The sequence below is a fragment of the Arthrobacter sp. 2MCAF15 genome (assembly GCF_052115605.1).
Lineage (GTDB): Bacteria > Actinomycetota > Actinomycetes > Actinomycetales > Micrococcaceae > Arthrobacter.
This window is the reverse complement of sequence record NZ_JBFRGZ010000013.1, coordinates 1-16,535: the sequence shown is the minus strand read 5'-3', so window position 1 is coordinate 16,535 and position 16,535 is coordinate 1. Positions and strand designations below refer to the sequence as shown.

Genomic DNA, 16,535 nt, shown 5'->3' with positions numbered 1-16,535 from the left:
CCTGCCTTCGGGCCAGCTGGCCCGGTGCCGGCCGGCCGCCCTCGAGCACCTGTCACAGGTGAACGCGCCTGTGGTGCGGGGGCGGCCGCGCCTGATGGGTCGCGGGGTGATCTCAGCCGTCATCGCGGATCACGCGGGCGCGTTTGGGCCGGATCGTCTTGTTCAGATCGACGACGTTGGCGTCGGAGGCGACCTTGCGGACTTTCGCGTCCGAGGCCGTGACCGTAATCAGCTCCTCGGGTCCGCAGCCGAAGATGTCGCAGAGGGCGGCGACCATCATCAGCGAGATCCGTTCCGGGCGTTGGGTGACGAGCCGGTAGACCTGGGAGGCCGACAGTTCGATACCGCGTTCCCGCAGTAAAGGGCTGAGGTCGGTGCTGTTGTGCAGTCCCCGCGCTGCCATCAGTTCCGGAAGCCGCCAGCGGTAGTCGATCTCTCGTTTCATGAGGATCAGTCTCCCATTCCGGCCAGCGCGTCCCGGACCGTGGAATCCAGGGCCCGGCGCAGGGTCTTTACCCGGTAGTCACTCGAGACCGAGGTGTAGAGGGCGGTGGTCGAGGCGTGCTCGTGGCCGGCCTGATGCTGGACAAACAGGGGATCCATGCCGGCCTCGATCAGATGCGTGATGTAGGAACGGCGCAGCGAGTGGATGTCCAGGCCGGGGGAGAGGCCCAGGTCCTCGCAGTAGCGGTTGAACCGGCGGTTCAACGCAGTCTCGGACACCAGGGTGCCGCGTTCGGACGAAAAGAGATCCAGCCCGTCCGTCATGTGCGCGTGGCCGCGTTCAAGCCAGTCGGAGACGATTTCGCCCGACCAGTCGAACACCGTCAGGACACTCCGGCGCTTCGGGGGAGAACCCCGCATGGCCTTCCCGTACCGGACCTGCAGGACCCCGTATTTGCCGAACTCGCGGGCGTGCGGGTTCCTGGCGAAATCGACGGTCTGCAGGTGCCGGACCTCATTGCGGCGCAGCCCCCAGCAGTACGCGACTTTGAACAGGACCGCGTCACGGTAGGCCGGGAGCCAGCCCTTGCGGCCCAGCGATGCGATCCGGTCCACTTCATCGTCGGCACGGTCAAAGAAGGCCTGCAGCTCGCGGCGGGTGAACGGGCGCCGGCCTGGCGACGATTCAGTGGCCTGGGCGTGGACGGCGGTGTTCCAGTCGAAACAGACCTGCGAGGGATGCGCTCCAAAGTACTGTTCGCAGACCCTGTCCCACCCGTAGTCAGGAGAGGCCGCGTAGGAGCAAAAAGCCCGCAAGGCCGCCTGATAACTGCGGATCGTGGACTGGGCGGCATGCTTCACACTGCGCAGATCGCCGAAGAACTCATCGACGTGCGCCGGTGTCCACTGCCAGGGGTACTCGTTCGTGGACTCCTGGAACCGTGTCACCAGCCGTTCCCGGGACTCGATGGTGCCCAGGGCGAGATTCCGGCTCAGCTGCTGATTGCGCCACCCGGTGAGCATCTGGGCGAACACCTGATCCTCGGGATGCAGGAACCGCACATCGCCGAACTCCAGCACCCGGCCGGCAGAATCAACCGCCACAACAACCCTTCCTGACATTGCATTGGATGAATGAATCATGCAATTAATGCACGATCGTTGCAAATCCGCGGGTCAATGGTTCATGTTCTGTGGGAACAGGTGTCCGGGAGGCTGTCCGGATGACTCCGGCAGAACGCCTCGCGCCGCCCGTCGTCGAAGCGTTTACTCAGGTCAGGGCCAGGTTAACTGGTCGGAATGGTTCCGTTGCGATGGGAGAGTCCCTGGGGTCAGCGATATTGCATCTGATGCAATAATCATCATTCAGGCTGACATAATCACGGATATCGGCTATATTGGGTGTGATCCAGGGTGTGATCTGAGTATTGATCCGACCTGTGTTTTCGTGGGAGCATGAACTATGACTGCAGTGACAGGCGCCCGCGGCGGGCTGAAGGCGCACCAGGATTCCATCCGGCTGCCCGACGACGTGCTGGTCCGGGATCTGAGGGACCTGCTGGGAGCAAAACTGGTCGCCTACATCGGTTCCGTGAAGGAAACCCGGGCCGTCCGGCTGTGGGCCGACGGGGAACGGAAACCTTCCGCCGACGTGATGCACCGGCTCCGCACGGCCTACCATGTGGCGGCCCTGCTCGCGGAGCGGGATTCCCGGGCCGTGGTGCAGGCCTGGTTCCAGGGCATGAACCCGCAGCTGGATGATGTCGCGCCGGCGCGCCTGCTCCGCGAAGGCCAGCTGGACGACGCCGGCCCGCAGGTGCTGGCCGCCGCCCGCGCTTTCGCGGCCGCAGGCTGATCTGTGGTTTCTGCACAACTGACCGCGGCCGGGGCCGACGGCAGGGTCTGGCGTGTCGGCTTCCGCCCGGAACCGTGGGCCTGGAGCGGCTGGGAATGGGCCACCGACGGACGGTTCCCGGGCCGGTGGGATGACCTGCACGGCAACGTCCGCACCATCTACGCCGGCTCATCCCTGCTGGCGTGCCTGCTCGAAGTTCTGGCGCACTTCCGCAAAGATGCACGGCTGAACGTGGAGCTGGACGAGATCGTTGAGGATGACGAGGATAAGGTCCTGCATCCCACCATCACCCCGGGGGCGCGTCCCCAGGGTGTGGCTGGAAGTGCGCGCTGCCGCGTCCGCAGAGCTGTCCGGGCGGTACTGCGCGGTGACCGACTCCGGCAGCGTCGCGGCCCTATACCCGCACTTCATCGGTATGGCCCTGAGCCTGGGTCTGGCAGACTTTGACGCCGCCGCCCTGAAGGACGCCCGGCAACGTCACCTGACCCAGGCTGTCGCGGCGTGGCTCTATGAGATGACAGACTTCGATGGCGTGAATTTTGCCTCCCGTCAGGTGACGATCTCCAGCTGTGGGCCATCTTTGAGCGCCCGGGTGATCCCCGCCGAACATCCATGATGTGACGGTCAAAGAACTGCTGCAGCACGACAGTCCCGAAATCCGCGGTGCTTTTCGCCTCCTCGAGCTCCAATGGGAGCACGACTGGGGCACGATTCCCGAAGGCCCCCCGGCCAAAAGCAGAAGCTAATGCACAACTGGTGCGTCGACCGTCGCCGGTGTAGGAGGGAGGAAAATCTACGTTGGATGTGAGACGTCCGCCTATTGGAGAGCGCCAGCGCTGGTTCCGCGACGCGCGGACCTGGCCGACGTAGAATCCTTCGTTAGCGCCCAGATCAGGGACGCCAATGAATCAAGTGGGGGATATGAGTTTTCTAGGGTTGTTTCGCCGGCGCGTAGTACATGTGGAGGTTCAGGAAAACCCATCTGCAGATCAGCCGGGCGCCAAGAAGTTCTTGGCGCGGTACACCGTTCGGAAAGAGGCTCACACCTTCCCGTTCGATCAGCCCAAATCGTTGTTCTATTCCAATGCCATCAAAAAGGATGTGAAACGCCACTTCTCGTGGCTCTCCGGGTTGTTCCTCCTCATCAAGATATGGCGCGAAGACGGTGTAGATGAAAGTCCACCAGGAGAGCGGAGATGGGCACGAGGCAGCGCGATATTCCTATTTATCGCGACTGTGCTCGGCACTGCTGTTGCGCTCTTCCTGTTTTCACAGGCCCTGCAGCAAACACTGTCCCCAGCACTCAAGGTTGTTGGTGAGGACGACTTTAATCCTGCAGTGCAGGCCGTTCTTCTTGGGAACGTGTGCATAGGCGGCGCCACTGCCGCTGGAGTAATCGGTGTACGAGCTCTGCGGTTCAGTGAGCCTTTTGAAACCAGCGTCGGCTGGCTCGCAGTTCACCTGGGCCCGGTGATGCTGTCCATGCTTTTCAACCTTGCATTGATGGCAGGATGGTTCGGGTGGGATACAGCTGCGGTTAAGGCGATGCTCGCGCCCGTGGGACTTGTCTTTTCTGTTCTTGCGGCAGCTGCTACCGCTGCCTTCTCGACGTTGCGATGGACGGCCATTGAGGAGATTCAGCGAAAAGAACCAGGCATTCGCTGGCTAGCGGACTGGCTCTACCGACGGAAGGTCATTTAGAGTAGCGTGCTCGAGAGCGGCGCCAAACCGGGTTCGGCGCCTCCTCGTCGGGCCGTAGTGGGAGAACGACTGAGTTGTCCTTTTCTGTCCGATCGCATTAAGGATTAGGTCCCTATCGGAGGGTGTCTTTGGACTACTGATACGAACGATCCGCGAGTGGGATCCTCGCAGGGCTTCGGCGGGGATCAATCGATGGGATGGGGAACTAGTTGTCATCCTGCGGCTTCAAGCGATGGCTTTGGCCTCGGCGGTGGTCCTGCCCTTCCCGGACCTCAGGCGTGGCTGGAATCCACCGCCGCCCTCGGAGCGGATTGAAGGTCATGCTTGTTTTAGTGTCACTTTGATCCTGGCGTCCGTGTCGATCGGAAACTTGGAAACGATCCCGCCTTGGTGGAGGGATTTGAGGATTGCTTGGTGCTCGGGCGTGTTGGCAAGCTTAGTTACGTATCTGCCTTTGTCGGCTATGCGGGAGTAGGGTTTGCCGAGTTTGCGGAGTAGGTCTTGCAGGTCTTCGAGAGCCAGTCGATCAACCGCATCCGCCACTAACTTCACGACAGTCGACGTGGCTACACCTCCTTGGTGGACCAGCTCGATTCCTGTGGCATCCAACGTGATACGTCCTTGGAAGACCACCTGGGCGACGGCTTCGTATGCGTCCCTTGGCGCGTTCGGGAAGGTCCGAAGTATATTGACGACTCGTCTTCGAAGGTCATTGCTGATGCTCTCGCTGAGCAAGAGTGGAGCGATGTGCTGGGATGCCAGTGTGTCTGGCGACAGTAGTTCTGCGTACTGACCAGACTTCCGTATCGCATGTTCGAGGGTTGACCAGTCGACCATGAGCCTCGGGCTGAAGGCGTCCGCATCATCGGCGATGAGTCCTACGTCGATCAAGTTTCCGATGAGGTCTCCGGATTCCGGATCAATGGATGCAGTTGGCAGCTCGCCCGTTTCTAGGGAACGGACCAGTGAAAGGCGATGGTCGGGACTTGGCAAGGTCTTTGAGGCATTCAGAACAGACAAGGCCAGCTCCACCCTTTGCTGTTCGTCGGCGCCGTCAGCATCGGGTATTTCGGAGACGGCCTTCAGAGACGCGGCCAGGTTCTCGTCGACCTCTTCCTGCCACTCGAGATAGGCCGCGACGTTCCGATAGGTCATAGGCGTCCGTAGACCTGCAACAAGTGACGGCCAGGCCCCGGTCGGCACATCCTCAAGGTTTCCGACCCGGCAATCAGGGTGTGCATTGGATACGACAAAGGCATAGTCGGATTTACGCCACTCGGAAGACTCATTTAAAATGGCTACGAAAGCATCCGGATCCTCCACTGTGCAAGGAGTCGCCGGCGAGTCGGCATAGGCCAGCGAATAGTCTTCGATGTGGGCCATCGTATGGAGATATGCTGTCGTGCCGATGGATCTCAGTCGGTCGAGGGAGATGTTGTCGGTCTGACTTACGCGTTCCAGATTTTCAGCCGTGATCCGATAGGCAGTTGTCTTCGCCAGTTCTGCGCAACTGGCATCGGAAAGACTACTCACGCTAGCGATCCGGGCACCGATTGAATCGATGAATGAGACGGCTTGTTTGGGTGTTGTCTTGCTTTTCCCGTCAGTGAGGGCCGGGAAATGCACGTATGCAGACTCCACGAACGTGCGAAGCCGCTCGGAGTTGTCGTACTCAATGTTTGTTCGACGTGCTCCTATCGCGGCATCAATCACTGTCGCCTTTTCGGGAGCATCGAGGGCAGCATGAGTTGCAAGACAGGTAAAGATCGTCGGCATGAATGGAGTCAGCTGGGTGACGAACCCTGCTTTGTCCATCCCTGCGCCGAGGTATTGATCAACAAACTTGCTCTCAGTTTCGCCTCCTGCAGCGAGATTCCTGGCCACTATGACCGCCTCTTGAGGGCGCGCTGCGAGCAAATGGTCCAACACCGAGACATTGAACATGCTGCGCTCGTTGAGGACCGACGAACCCTGGTCCCGGATGATCGCTTCAACGTCAGCAGCATCGAGTGGGTAGTCAGGATCTGCCACACCGTGGTCGACGCAGCGCATGATGTACGTCATTGCGTCCGGGCGGATCAATTGGCCGTAGAAGGAAGAAACGTAGAGGGTGAAATACGGCGTGACGTAACCCCCAACGATCAGATCAAGCGCCAACCGTGACGGCAACAGGCGCTCTGCTATTCCGCCGAAGGTCAAGGTTGGGCCGCCTTCGATAGCTGTGTGCCTGAATTCAAGCCGTTCGATCAGTTGCTTCCAGGTGTGCCGGCGAAGGAAGGCGGTGTACGCCTTACTGCGCTCGATTGTTTTTTGATCCGCTGATATTGATGACTGCGAAAAAGGCTCCACGTCGATTTCCTCACCGATCAGCGTTTGAACGGCTTCGGCAGACAGGACCATATGGTTGTTGTTGTGGCTGCTGTAGTAGTGGCTCTGGACCAGGATGCTGAGTTGGGTTTCCCCGTTCCGCAGGTTCCGCCAGAAGGCAGGTGTCGCCATGATGGCATCATTGACAGGCTTCGTGTCGATATAAATCGTTCTGTCGGCAATGCTCGTGCCCGGCGCGTCCGCGAGACTGTCGATCGTCTTCCGTAGCCGATCAGCCAAGGCCAGCGCGCGCTCCTTTGCGCCTTGTTGCGATTCAATGCGGTTCCGAAGTGTCTCGTTGTTCTTCCGAATGGACTGAAGGTTGTGACTCACCAGCGCGCGCCATGCATCGTAGAGCTTGTCGAGCGAGGACGTTCCGTGTCGTATGGCTTCGAAGTCAGCCATATGGGCGTTCTTGAAGAGGATCATGGCGAGTAGCCGATCGGCGTCCAGTTCTGGTACGGGATTATCAACTTTGAGAAGCCGGTGCTCGAAGATTTCGTATTCGTTGACGATGTTGTAGATGAGCCGCATGTCGGCGACGTGACGTGCAGCGAGATCGATGAGATCCTTCGAGATGTTGTGGCGCCGCGTCGTCAGAAGCTCATGCATAAGGTCTCTGGCGTTCTTGTGGGTGATGAATGGCACGACCGGGACGACGAGCTCGAAGAATTTCGTGCGGTTGGCGCGCTTCAGCTCGGCGCGGGCTTCATCGTTCGCATCATCGTCTTCACGGCCAAGCTTTTCGAATACGCTGTCCCGGACTGCGTAGATGAATCGGATATTCCGACCGCCCAGTTGCTTCGCCGAGTTGAGCAGACTGTTGAGGGCCCGAAGGGCCTCGAAGATCCTGGGATCGTTGAACCGGTCAAGATCCTCAATGATCAGAATGTCGCACGCTGTGTTGGTCTCGAAGAAGTAGATGATTTCGTCGAGGTACTCATCGAAGTAGCTGGATGAACGCGGTGGCAATGTGATTGTCGCCGGGCCTGCGCTGACCTTCTCAACGCCGAGTCGGCCATGGATGAATAACCGGACCACAAGGACGGCCGACGCAATTATCAGGGGAATCGCCAAGTAGATCCCCAGAGTCCGCACCCAGGTAGGCAACGGCTCCAGAGCACGTCCGACATTTGGCAAGGCCGAAATATCCAGTCCAATGGCGATCAAGGAGACCAAGCCGAAGACACCGACTGCAACCGCCCATAGTGACTCACGCCGCCACTGGAACCGTGTGATACGGCGAAAGCGTGACTCTGGAGCCGAAGCCGGGCGCTGTTGATACAAAAGCTGCTTGACGATCTCTTTCTGGATGCGGTTCGTTGTTGTACCTGCGGCCGGATTGCTGTCGGCGGCTGCCGGAGGGTGGTCGTCCGGTTCCACGCCAAGCGTCAGCAGGGAAACTTCCAGAACCCGATCCTTGAATTGGCGGCTCACTTCTCCAAGGATGCTGCTTTTGCCGGTGCCGTATGTTCCCGCGAGGGCGATGTTTCGGGCGGTTGGTTGCTTCTCAATGGCATGCCGGAGAACCGAGACATAGGCACTGTGATGTGCCGCGTTGTACTTAGGAGCAAGTGGGTGCAATTCAGGAACGTCCCCACCCCCATCCTGTCTTGATTCCACGTCCGTCACGGCAACTACTCCCCTGCGCTCAGGGGACCACCGCGACTTGCTTACAAGACCGCTAAGAAACATGGACTCACTCGGCTTTCTTGGGCTTGGGGCGGCGTTTTTGGACGGGAGGAACTTCGAGATGTGGGACGGCCCGCAGCATGAACCGGTCAAAGTGAGGCACCGTGAACCCTGCGTAGCCGTGGGCGGGGGTATAGAGCAGGCCCATGTTGATCAGTTCCGAGCGGGTGGGGGCCAGTTGCGTGGATTCACGTCCCATGACGGCGGCGACGTCCGCGGCCTTTTGAGAGTCGGGACCTAGCTGCGCCATGGCCCGCATGTACGCGATCTGTAGTTGCGTCGCTCGGTCGAGGCGGACACGGAAGAAGGACGAGTCCAGTTTCGCCTCGTAGGCGTCTTTCGCGTCTTCGACATCCCCGAGCGTGATGACATTGCCCTGCGCGATGGCCCACACCTGATAGCCGAGTTCCTGCACAAAGTATGGGTAACCTTCGGTGAGTTCGAAGGCCCGGACCAGCGCATCGTCTTCGAATCGCACCTGTTCAATATTCGCAGGTTCAGCCAGAGCCTTCTTCGCGTCGTCGAAGTCCAGGGAACCGAGCTTCGGGAACTTGAAGAGCCGCTCAGCATAGGATTTCGCGTCACCGGCCAACTCGGCGATCTGCGGCAGCCCGGCACCGACGAACGTCACGGGGAGCTTGCGCTGCACAGACTTGTGGACCGCCTGGATGACAGCCTCCAGTTGTGACTGGCTCAAGAACTGGACTTCGTCGAACAGCAGGACCAAACCAGTGCCATGGTCCCGCGCCGCCTCCCCAATCGAGACCAGAACATCAGTCAGATCCAGGCTGAGGCTGCCGTGGTCTGCAAAGCCGTCGGCGGCATCGACGTCCAGCGACAGGGTGGGGACACCTGAGGACGGATCGATGGACAGGCTGAAGGACTGCAGAACCTGGGCGGCTTTCCGGGCCTTGTCTCCCCACTTGGCCCGGGGTGATATCTGGTAGAGCGCGGCCCGCAGCTGCGAGTAGATCGTCCTGCGGAAGTGGTCGTCATCGTGTTTGCTGGCCTCGAGTTCCAGGACCTTCCATTTGAACTCTTCTGCTATCTGACGGAACTCCCCCAGCAAGACGGTTTTGCCGACACCGCGGAGCCCGGTGACAATCATGGATTGATTGGTGCGGCCCTTGTCGAGCCTGCGCAGGAGGATCCGGAAGTCCTCAAGGAGATCGTCACGGCCGATGACAATCTCCGGCGTCGCACCCGCGTTCGGAGTGTAGGGGTTGTTCACTGGATCCATGTCACGAATCTTACAAGATTTACTTGACTTTATTGGTTTCTAATAAAGTGTGTATTTTGCAATAAAGCCAGGGGTCGGGGTGGAAGCTACAGCGGCGGAAGAGGTCGGCCCCGCTCCTCGATGGAATACGCCCACCCTTATGGTGTTGCGTGGATCACATTTGGTCTATGGTTGTCCGGGGTCGCCACAGCGTCGTGGCGCCCCAACATAGAGCGGAGAAATTTCGTGACAGACAAGCTTCGGGTGCTGGTCCGGGTGGACCTCGACTGCGCAAAGGCCCAGGTTGCCGCGCAGGGTCATGTGACATCCAAAAGCGTCCACGGCCTGTATGCAGTGATGAAGCGCGCCAACTCGCTCACCGCGGACATGGCCTTAGAGCTTGATATGACCCGGGCCCGGATCGAGCCCGACGCGCTGGAAGAACTCCGGGCCTGCTCGAGATCCCACCATCTGCCTGCCCGCGTCGATCCGCTCCAGTCCGACTACAGGCTGAGCATCCTCGCCCCTGAGACCGCGGCCCTGGCGGCCTCGGCTACCCAGGCAGCCTGACCCGCAACAATCAACTCCCCCACCTCAGGGCAAGAACCCACGATGAACCGCCGGCTACTGCCTCTTGAGGAATGGATGCCCTACCCTTCGCATTCGATGCAGTACGAGTGGCCGTTGCTTTCGCGCGCGAGTTGGGACCGGTGCCGGACAAGGAAACAGGAATAGCAGGTGAACTCATCCGCGGCCTGCGGAATGACCTGAACAATGAGCTCCTCGGCGACGATTTCGCCCCCGGGGGTCAGGCCCTCATCGAGGGCATCGGCCTCGTCCAGTTCGGTGACGACGCTGCGGGCATCCGGGGCATTCGCTGACTGCAATGCCTCCAAGGAACGGTCCTGGGATTCCTTGACGTCGGAACGGACTTCGTCGTAATCGGTTGCCACTTTAGGTGATTCTCGTTTCTGATGTTTTCTGCGATGTTCTTCTGACGAGACAGCAACGTACACCAATGCGCCGCTGTTCCCACCTGAAAGGACCGAAAGACGTCAGTGTGCCGCCCTCAGCCGCGGACGGCGCCGGTGCATTCCCCGCGTTACGCAGTGCCAGAGCAATATGCCGCCGCCGGATCGGGCAACTCCCCTACAGGCGCTGCCTGATGGCAGCCCTTGTTGCGGTGTGCTTACCGGCTGAGGCCGTTCTTACCTCGTTCAGCCCCTACTGCTGCCCCAGTGCGGGACTTTCGGGCTTTGGCTGCGCCCTTGCCCATGGTTACTGCCGAATTAGGGTGTGTGCCCTCGCTGCGGGCCGCGGCGAGGCGGCCCCGAACCTGAGTTTCGCTAGCGCCGGTATTCGTCAGGGTCTCGGCAAACTTTTCGTGGCGTTCGGCCGAACCGTAGCCAGCGGCCGATGTGCTTTCAGTTTTCAGGCCCTGGTCTTTGACCCGGCTGCTGTCGTCACCGGTAACGCGGCTTTCGATCTCGCGGCCAACACCTTCAAGACGGGAAAAGAGTTCCTTCTCCGCGCGTTCGTACCGCTGCTCCATGGGCGTCCGCTCGGAACCTTTGAACCCGCCCTCTGCCAGGAGCCTGGCCTCGTGCATCTCCTTGGCCGCCTTCACGAACGCCGGATCCTGAAAGTGGGAGTTGCCGGCGCCGTTGACGATCGCGGTGGTTTCCTTCCGCAACTGGTCAATGTCGGGACCATTGATCCCGTCCTTGCCGACAAGGAACAGACGTTCCCGCACGGTAGCGTCCGCCGCCGCCACTGCCGTGGGGGTCTTCGCGCTGTGGGCGGTCTGCAATGCCTGGGCCAGCTCGGGATTGGCCAGGTACTCGGCAGGTACCTGGTGGCGTTCCATTTCCGGGGCGAGTGTCGCGGCCTGAGCGCGGAGTTCTTCGGCGCGGGCCGCTGCGAGCAGCTGCATGGCCTTCCCGTGTTCTATGGCCGCCTTGCGTGCCTCTTCCTGACTTTGGGCCAGTTCGTCCTGCCGGGCCTTCCCGGTGGTAATGGTCTCGATCCCTGATTCCAGATAGGCGGCGTCCGTGCCGACGTCGTGGGTGTCGATGCCGTAGCGGGTGAGCACTTCCTGCCGGATTTTCTCCGAGGCTGCCAAGGCGGCCGGGTCGTGGTCCTTCCAGCTTGTCGCGACGGCGTGTGCCGTCGCGATGTCACTGGGCTGTGCCTTGTCCCACCACTGGTCCTTCTCCACGGGTGCCAGCGCTGCGTGCGCGGCACTGCGTTCAGCCCCGAGGCGTGCCCGCGCTTCGTGCGCTGTCTGGGTGTCCTGGTGTTCGATCTGGCGCTGGCTCTCCTGCCGCCGGCGTGCCAGTGTCTCGGCCATGCGTGAGGCGATCATCAGCGACTGCCGAAGACCGCCGTCCAGGACGTCATCCATGCCATCTGATTCACTCATCGTGTTCCCCTTGCAGTTGGTGGTGATCTATCGGTCGAGGCCCGGACCGGAGTCGCGCCGGCTGGGCTGGTAGGTCTTGGTCGGCGTCGCCGGCGTTGGGATCGTGGGCACCGCTGATCCGGGACGGATCGGGACCATGCCGCGCCGGGCGATGTCGATCGCCCGCGGCGTTACTCCAGCCGTGGGTGCCGGCTGCTGCCCGGCACCGACCAAAACGGCCTTGGGCATGGTGCCGGTGAACGGGGCCAGCCGCTCCTCGACCACGGTGCGGATGCGCTGGGCCTCACGGGTCCTCCCGGACTGGGCATGCATTTCATAGACGGCGAAGGCGGTGTTGATCAGCTGCACCATGAGTGCTGTTTGGGCGGCTGTCTTGTTCTTGCTCGACGCGGCCATGAACAACATGGCCGTCCCGGCAATGCTCGGCAGAGCGACGGGTTTGCTGTGCTGCCGTGGTGCGCGGAGCTGAGCGGTGCGGGACAGTTCGGCGGCGGTGGCCGCCAGCGGACCGGGGGTCGGTTCGAGCCGGTAGGACCAGGCCGCGAACGCCCCGGATACGTCCCGTGCTGCCTTCGCCCAGGTCGCGTGATCGTCACGCGGGATGGTGCGCAGCTGGTTAGCCAATTCAGCCGCGTTGCGGGTGTATTCCACCCACGCCTCCGCCGGCGGTGTTGCATGCTCGGGGCCGGTCTTTAAGGCCGTGCGCCTGTTCCGTGCGGCTGCGTTCCATTCCGCTGCGGCTTCCGTTGCCAGGTGCGGGGTGTCGGGCCACTCTTCACGGAGGGCCCCGAGTTTAAGGTCGGAGGCGAGGGTCCCGCCGCCGAACCAGATAGGACGCTCTCCCCGGGCGGGGCGTTCGGCTACGGAGTACCCGACCACGACGTCGGTGGTGTTCTTCGCGTAGCGCGGCCGTACCAGCAGTCCGGTGTCGCGGGCCCGGCGGACGAACTCCGCTTCGGACCCGGAGGCGCTGGCGCTGGCCCGTACCTTCCGGGCCAGGGATGACCGGTGCATTTCCCGGTCGTCCCGGACAGCGGTGGCCTTTTCGGCCCGGTCGTAGCCACGTGTGGCGTGCACCGTGGAGAGCTGCTCAAGACCGTACTTGACCTCCAGCTCACGGCAGGTTTCCTGCGCACGCTTATAGTCGCCGTGAGTGGAGGCTTTGGTGCCGTCCTCGCGGACGAGGGACACGGCCAGGTGGATGTGGTGGTTGCCGTTCTCGGACGTGCCGTGGTTCACCGCGGCCCACCGGCACCGGGCCTTGCCGCTGGCCTCGGTGAAGCCCATGGCGTCCACGAAGTCGTTGGCGATATCGCCCCACTGCTGATCCGTCAGTGCGCCCTCTTCGGCTCGCAGGCTCAGCGAGCAATGCCACACGCTGGCGTCCTTGTACCCGACGTGAACGCGCTCCTTCTTCGCCGCGTCCCACTGCATGTCCTTGATCTGCACCGAGACGCCAAACATCTTCCGCGGCCGGTCCAGATGCTTGGCAATCGCCAGGGCATCGTCGCGGTCCAGCACACCGTCGTCGTACCACGCCATGATCGCCGCATCCCCGGCCACCAGGTGCGGGTCGGTGTGTGCGTTCTTCGTCTTGTTGGCATCGGTCGATGCCAGGTAAACCATGAGCCCGCCCATGCGCGAACCGCGGGTAATGTTCGGAATCATCCCTACATCAGCCCGTCAATGGCGTCGTCGATCCGCATGGCCACAGTGCGGATGTGCTTGAGCGCTTCACGCGCTTCGGCGGGGAACTCGCTGGTCGCATTGGCCTGCCGGGCAAGCTGGTTGATGTTGTTCGAGGACCGGGCCAGCAGATTGTGCAGGGACATCAGTTCCGCTGCAATGGCGCGGCGCTCCGTCGGAGATTCCGAGTGCTCAGACAGCGCCGTTGAAATCAGGAGGTTCGGGACGGTGACCTTCTCCCGCTCGGCCCTGGCGACAAGCGCGGCTTCTTCCTCAACGGTGACCCACACCTCGCGGCGTTTCTTCGTCCCCGCCGGCGAATTCTCACGGCGGCGTTTGGACAGGCGCGGACGGGATTCATTCTGCTCAGTCAAGCACTCCCCCGTCCCCTTGAAAGCCCAGCCCAGCGACCCCGAAACCGGGGACCACACCAACGAGTGTGCCAAGCAAACCGCAGCAGGCGCGTGAGCGACACGCCATTTACACCCGTGTAAATGTATAGCTTGCTCCGCATGATCGGCTTTGGACGTTTTTCGCCCCGTATGCGAGACTTCTGAAAACCCTGCCTCCGACCGTCAGCGGTGGCCGGTAGGGTTCGGGTATGGATATCAACGACATCGCCGCAAGAGCCGCCGCCAAGATCGACGCCGCTAGGGACGCAAAAGTAAACGCCGTGAAGCAGGCCGCTGCCAGCGGTGTCGAGGTTCAGGAAGCTGCTCAGCTGCTCGCTGCAGCGGAGCAGAAGTACGCCAAGGACTACCAGGCCGCCCTGCGCGCAGACTGGAGCGACTCCGACCTGCGCGGCTTCGGTCTGGACGCTCCGACCAAGAAGGCCAGCGGGCGTCCGCGGGGCCGGAAGGCCGCGCAAGAGTCAGGTCCCGTAGATGGCGTCTCGGAGTAGCAACCCCTCGCCCACATGGGCACGGCAAAAGCTATTTCCTACGGGCTTTTCCCGCACACATCTGGACGACGGGACCCACCTGACCGTCTGCACACAACCACCACGTCACCCTCCCCAGCGCACGTCACCCTGGGTAAGCGGTGGCTGTGCACAGTCTCCGTAAGGAGCGAGCCGGGTCGGAGAGATTTGAAGATCTGACGTCCGCGTTGCCGTCCGGGTGTGCGGTTAAACAGAAAAGGACCGGCCTGGTGGCCGGTCCTTTTCTGCTCCTCGGACAAAGGAAAACTGTGATCCAGCTTAGCTGAATGTTGCGCCGAGCCTGAACGGCTGACGGGTCATCGAATTGTGCGCGTGGTGCCACGTTGCGGGTCGCGTGGTCTGCCGGAGCCGCGGCACCTGGATGGTTCCTGGCGGTCGCGTCAAACGGCGGTCCGCCGCTGATGACCAGCAACTTTGGTTCCCGTCGTGCGGCGGACCGCCCGACCTCTGGAAGGTTCCCGGCCCTTCCTGTGGTGGGTGGCCGGGGGCCTTGCCGGGCGGTAGGGATTCCGCCCGGCAAGGGGCTCTTATGCGGCTTCGTCGTCCTGTGACGGTGCGGCGGTGTCGAGAATGATCCGCTCAACCGGACTTGCCGTATATCCCCAGGCAATGAGCCTCGTCAGGTAGTCGACGTGGCGGACGCTCGGGGACCGCCATGAGTCCTTGGCGATTGTTTTCTCATACCCTGCGCAGACCAGTGCAATCAGGGACACCTCGGGCCGGGCCGTGGACCTGGCCACATGGTCCCGCAACGGGTTCCAGCCCCACCTGTCCGAGGTCTCCCCCGGCTTGGCTCCGGCCATCTCGGCGGCGACGGCACCCTCGTAGCCACTCGCCGTTTCGGGATAGTGCGTGATGGCGTGGACGGTGAAGTGCTGCCATCCCTTGGGCGGCTGCTTCTTCGCCAGCAGGGCCTTCACGAAGTCGCGGCGGACCACAGTAGCCGACTGCATCAGCTTGTTATTTTCGATCAGGGTTTTCCGCTCGGCCTTCTGCTCCTCCGTCATCGGACCCTTGTTCGCCGCTGACGCCCCGTAGCCGCTGTACCGGAGCGTGAAACCCAGTTCCTTCCATCCGGCCACGACCGGGACGGTGGAGTGCTGGCCGTTGTAGGAGGAGGCGATGTGCACGGCGTTGGCATCCTCCTCGGTGGCCGGTTCCCCGTCGGCCCGGTTCAGTGAGGACACCCGGACGTTTTCACTGTCCCCGTCGTATCCGGCCCGTTCCACCACGGTGGTCCCGGCGGCTTCCAGCTCGGCGGTCAGCGCCGCGAGGGCGGCCGCGCGGTCGCGGCGGTCCCGCAACTGCTGGGTGACGTGGGCGAGCATGTCCGGCTCATCGGCGATGACCGATTCCAACTCCTCCACCGCGTCACCGTCAGTGGCAAACTCGGCCAGAATCAGGGCCGCTTCAATCGTGTACCCCTTGCCCAGGGCGGCGGATCCGGTGTCAGTGGATTTGGCCTTCAACGCACTCTCCACGGTCGTCTTGGTCCGCCCGGTCTTCTTGGCGATCGCGGCGGCGGAGACGCCGATCAGGGACAGCTGGTGGTAGGCGTCGGCCTCGTCGGCTTCGGTCAGCTCCGCGCGCTGGATGTTCTCCACCACCTGCGTCACGATCCGCTCGGCTTCCTCGGGGGATTCGATGATCATCACCGGGATGCTGTCGCGTCCGGCTTCCACAGCGGCGCGGGTGCGGCGCTGTCCCATCAGGACATGCACCGTCCCGTCGTCTTTGCGGTGGGCGATGACGGGTTCCACCACGCCGTGTTCCTTGATGCTGGCGATGAAATCGGCGGTCAGGGCGGCGTCTTTGCGGACGTTGATGTCCACGGTCAGGGTGGCCGGGTCGAGCATTTCGAGGGTGGGTGTGACGTTCATGGTTTGCTCCTTCTTGTCCGAGAAGTGGGGTGGGTGGGGCGGCTTAGGTGACCGGCCAGCTCCCCTCTCCCCCCGTTGTTTTTTTGTTGCTGGCAAGCTTGCTTGCTCGGCGGCCGACGGAGGCCTGTCTACCGCAGGCAAGGGGAAGGAAATTCCCGGAGGAAATCAGCGACGCAGACATCTCACGTGTTTAAGAAGTCAAGCGGCAAGGTCTGCTGCCCGCGGGGTGAAGGCTGTAGCTTCATCGAAATGGATACGCGTGGTGAGGCAGTGGTGGAGTTGGCCTAGGAAGCGATTGAAGAGGTTGCGCTGGGCCGCTGCATGCCAGT

The 16,535-nt window shown here is 62.0% G+C and carries 14 protein-coding genes and 2 pseudogenes; 6 read left to right on the top strand and 10 right to left on the bottom strand.

Going from position 1 to position 16,535, the window contains the following annotated elements; all coding sequences use genetic code 11:
* Window positions 1-112: 112 nt before the first annotated feature.
* Together AB4089_RS15105 and AB4089_RS15100 are read right to left on the bottom strand one after the other, a co-directional pair.
* A complete protein-coding gene (locus AB4089_RS15105; RefSeq protein WP_441410093.1) occupies window positions 113-445 on the bottom strand; it encodes a helix-turn-helix domain-containing protein in 333 nt (110 codons plus the stop codon).
* 5 nt (window positions 446-450) lie between these two features.
* Window positions 451-1,548 (bottom strand): tyrosine-type recombinase/integrase, encoded by a 1,098-nt coding sequence (locus AB4089_RS15100; protein ID WP_441410092.1) that lies wholly within the window; start codon window positions 1,546-1,548, stop codon window positions 451-453.
* Between the two features lie 358 nt (window positions 1,549-1,906).
* Between AB4089_RS15100 and AB4089_RS15095 the strand changes: the two genes are divergently transcribed.
* The 4 genes and pseudogenes from AB4089_RS15095 (at window position 1,907) to AB4089_RS15080 (ending at window position 4,000) form a co-directional block, all read left to right on the top strand.
* Window positions 1,907-2,299 carry a hypothetical protein gene (locus tag AB4089_RS15095; protein WP_441410091.1) on the top strand — a complete coding sequence of 131 codons (393 nt, stop codon included), beginning with the start codon at window positions 1,907-1,909 and terminating at the stop codon, window positions 2,297-2,299.
* A 3-nt stretch (window positions 2,300-2,302) separates the two neighbouring features.
* Window positions 2,303-2,461 (top strand): annotated as a pseudogene (locus AB4089_RS15090) (hypothetical protein); the annotation flags it as partial.
* A gap of 160 nt (window positions 2,462-2,621) precedes the next feature.
* Entirely contained in the window at window positions 2,622-2,915 is a 294-nt protein-coding gene (locus tag AB4089_RS15085) for a hypothetical protein (protein WP_441410197.1), read from the top strand.
* Window positions 2,916-3,202: 287 nt separating this feature from the next.
* On the top strand, window positions 3,203-4,000 hold the full coding sequence (locus AB4089_RS15080; RefSeq protein ID WP_441410090.1) for a hypothetical protein: 798 nt from the start codon (window positions 3,203-3,205) through the stop codon (window positions 3,998-4,000).
* Between the two features lie 318 nt (window positions 4,001-4,318).
* Here the strand turns inward: AB4089_RS15080 and AB4089_RS15075 are convergent, their stop codons facing one another.
* Together AB4089_RS15075 and AB4089_RS15070 are read right to left on the bottom strand one after the other, a co-directional pair.
* Complete coding sequence (locus AB4089_RS15075; protein WP_441410089.1) at window positions 4,319-7,999, bottom strand: YobI family P-loop NTPase; 3,681 nt, start codon at window positions 7,997-7,999, stop codon at window positions 4,319-4,321.
* A 67-nt stretch (window positions 8,000-8,066) separates the two neighbouring features.
* Window positions 8,067-9,299, bottom strand: a complete 1,233-nt coding sequence (locus AB4089_RS15070) for an ATP-binding protein (RefSeq protein ID WP_441410088.1) — start codon at window positions 9,297-9,299, stop codon at window positions 8,067-8,069.
* A 225-nt stretch (window positions 9,300-9,524) separates the two neighbouring features.
* On the opposite strand from AB4089_RS15070, the gene AB4089_RS15065 reads away from it, so the two are divergent.
* Window positions 9,525-9,848: a hypothetical protein gene (locus tag AB4089_RS15065; protein ID WP_441410087.1), complete on the top strand. Its 324-nt coding sequence runs from the start codon at window positions 9,525-9,527 to the stop codon at window positions 9,846-9,848.
* 80 nt (window positions 9,849-9,928) lie between these two features.
* On the opposite strand, the gene AB4089_RS15060 is transcribed toward AB4089_RS15065, so the two are convergent.
* From AB4089_RS15060 to mobC, 4 genes are all read right to left on the bottom strand, one after another.
* Window positions 9,929-10,231 carry a DUF4193 domain-containing protein gene (locus AB4089_RS15060; RefSeq protein ID WP_248761080.1) on the bottom strand — a complete coding sequence of 101 codons (303 nt, stop codon included), beginning with the start codon at window positions 10,229-10,231 and terminating at the stop codon, window positions 9,929-9,931.
* A 236-nt stretch (window positions 10,232-10,467) separates the two neighbouring features.
* Window positions 10,468-11,700 carry a hypothetical protein gene (locus tag AB4089_RS15055; RefSeq protein WP_441410086.1) on the bottom strand — a complete coding sequence of 411 codons (1,233 nt, stop codon included), beginning with the start codon at window positions 11,698-11,700 and terminating at the stop codon, window positions 10,468-10,470.
* A 27-nt stretch (window positions 11,701-11,727) separates the two neighbouring features.
* On the bottom strand, window positions 11,728-13,368 hold the full coding sequence (locus AB4089_RS15050; protein WP_441410085.1) for a relaxase/mobilization nuclease domain-containing protein: 1,641 nt from the start codon (window positions 13,366-13,368) through the stop codon (window positions 11,728-11,730).
* 2 nt (window positions 13,369-13,370) lie between these two features.
* Window positions 13,371-13,760, bottom strand: coding sequence for a plasmid mobilization relaxosome protein MobC (gene mobC, locus AB4089_RS15045; RefSeq protein ID WP_441410084.1), 390 nt, complete (start codon window positions 13,758-13,760; stop codon window positions 13,371-13,373).
* Window positions 13,761-13,987: 227 nt separating this feature from the next.
* Here mobC and AB4089_RS15040 point away from each other — a divergent pair, with 227 nt between their 5' ends.
* Window positions 13,988-14,287, top strand: a complete 300-nt coding sequence (locus AB4089_RS15040; protein WP_441410083.1) for a hypothetical protein — start codon at window positions 13,988-13,990, stop codon at window positions 14,285-14,287.
* 566 nt (window positions 14,288-14,853) lie between these two features.
* On the opposite strand, the gene AB4089_RS15035 is transcribed toward AB4089_RS15040, so the two are convergent.
* Window positions 14,854-16,206, bottom strand: a complete 1,353-nt coding sequence (locus AB4089_RS15035; protein ID WP_441410082.1) for a ParB/RepB/Spo0J family partition protein — start codon at window positions 16,204-16,206, stop codon at window positions 14,854-14,856.
* A 198-nt stretch (window positions 16,207-16,404) separates the two neighbouring features.
* A pseudogene (locus AB4089_RS15030) lies at window positions 16,405-16,535 on the bottom strand (IS110 family transposase); the annotation flags it as partial.

Excerpts from the sequence above, each read along its gene's own strand:
- AB4089_RS15105 (WP_441410093.1), bottom strand. The coding sequence starts at position 445 with ATGAAACGAGAGATCGACTACCGCTGGCGGCTTCCGGAACTGATGGCA.
- AB4089_RS15095 (WP_441410091.1), top strand. The coding sequence starts at position 1,907 with ATGACTGCAGTGACAGGCGCCCGCGGCGGGCTGAAGGCGCACCAGGAT.
- AB4089_RS15080 (WP_441410090.1), top strand. The coding sequence starts at position 3,203 with ATGAATCAAGTGGGGGATATGAGTTTTCTAGGGTTGTTTCGCCGGCGC.
- AB4089_RS15070 (WP_441410088.1), bottom strand. The coding sequence starts at position 9,299 with ATGGATCCAGTGAACAACCCCTACACTCCGAACGCGGGTGCGACGCCG.
- AB4089_RS15055 (WP_441410086.1), bottom strand. The coding sequence starts at position 11,700 with ATGAGTGAATCAGATGGCATGGATGACGTCCTGGACGGCGGTCTTCGG.
- AB4089_RS15050 (WP_441410085.1), bottom strand. The coding sequence starts at position 13,368 with ATGATTCCGAACATTACCCGCGGTTCGCGCATGGGCGGGCTCATGGTT.
- AB4089_RS15040 (WP_441410083.1), top strand. The coding sequence starts at position 13,988 with ATGGATATCAACGACATCGCCGCAAGAGCCGCCGCCAAGATCGACGCC.
- AB4089_RS15035 (WP_441410082.1), bottom strand. The coding sequence starts at position 16,206 with ATGAACGTCACACCCACCCTCGAAATGCTCGACCCGGCCACCCTGACC.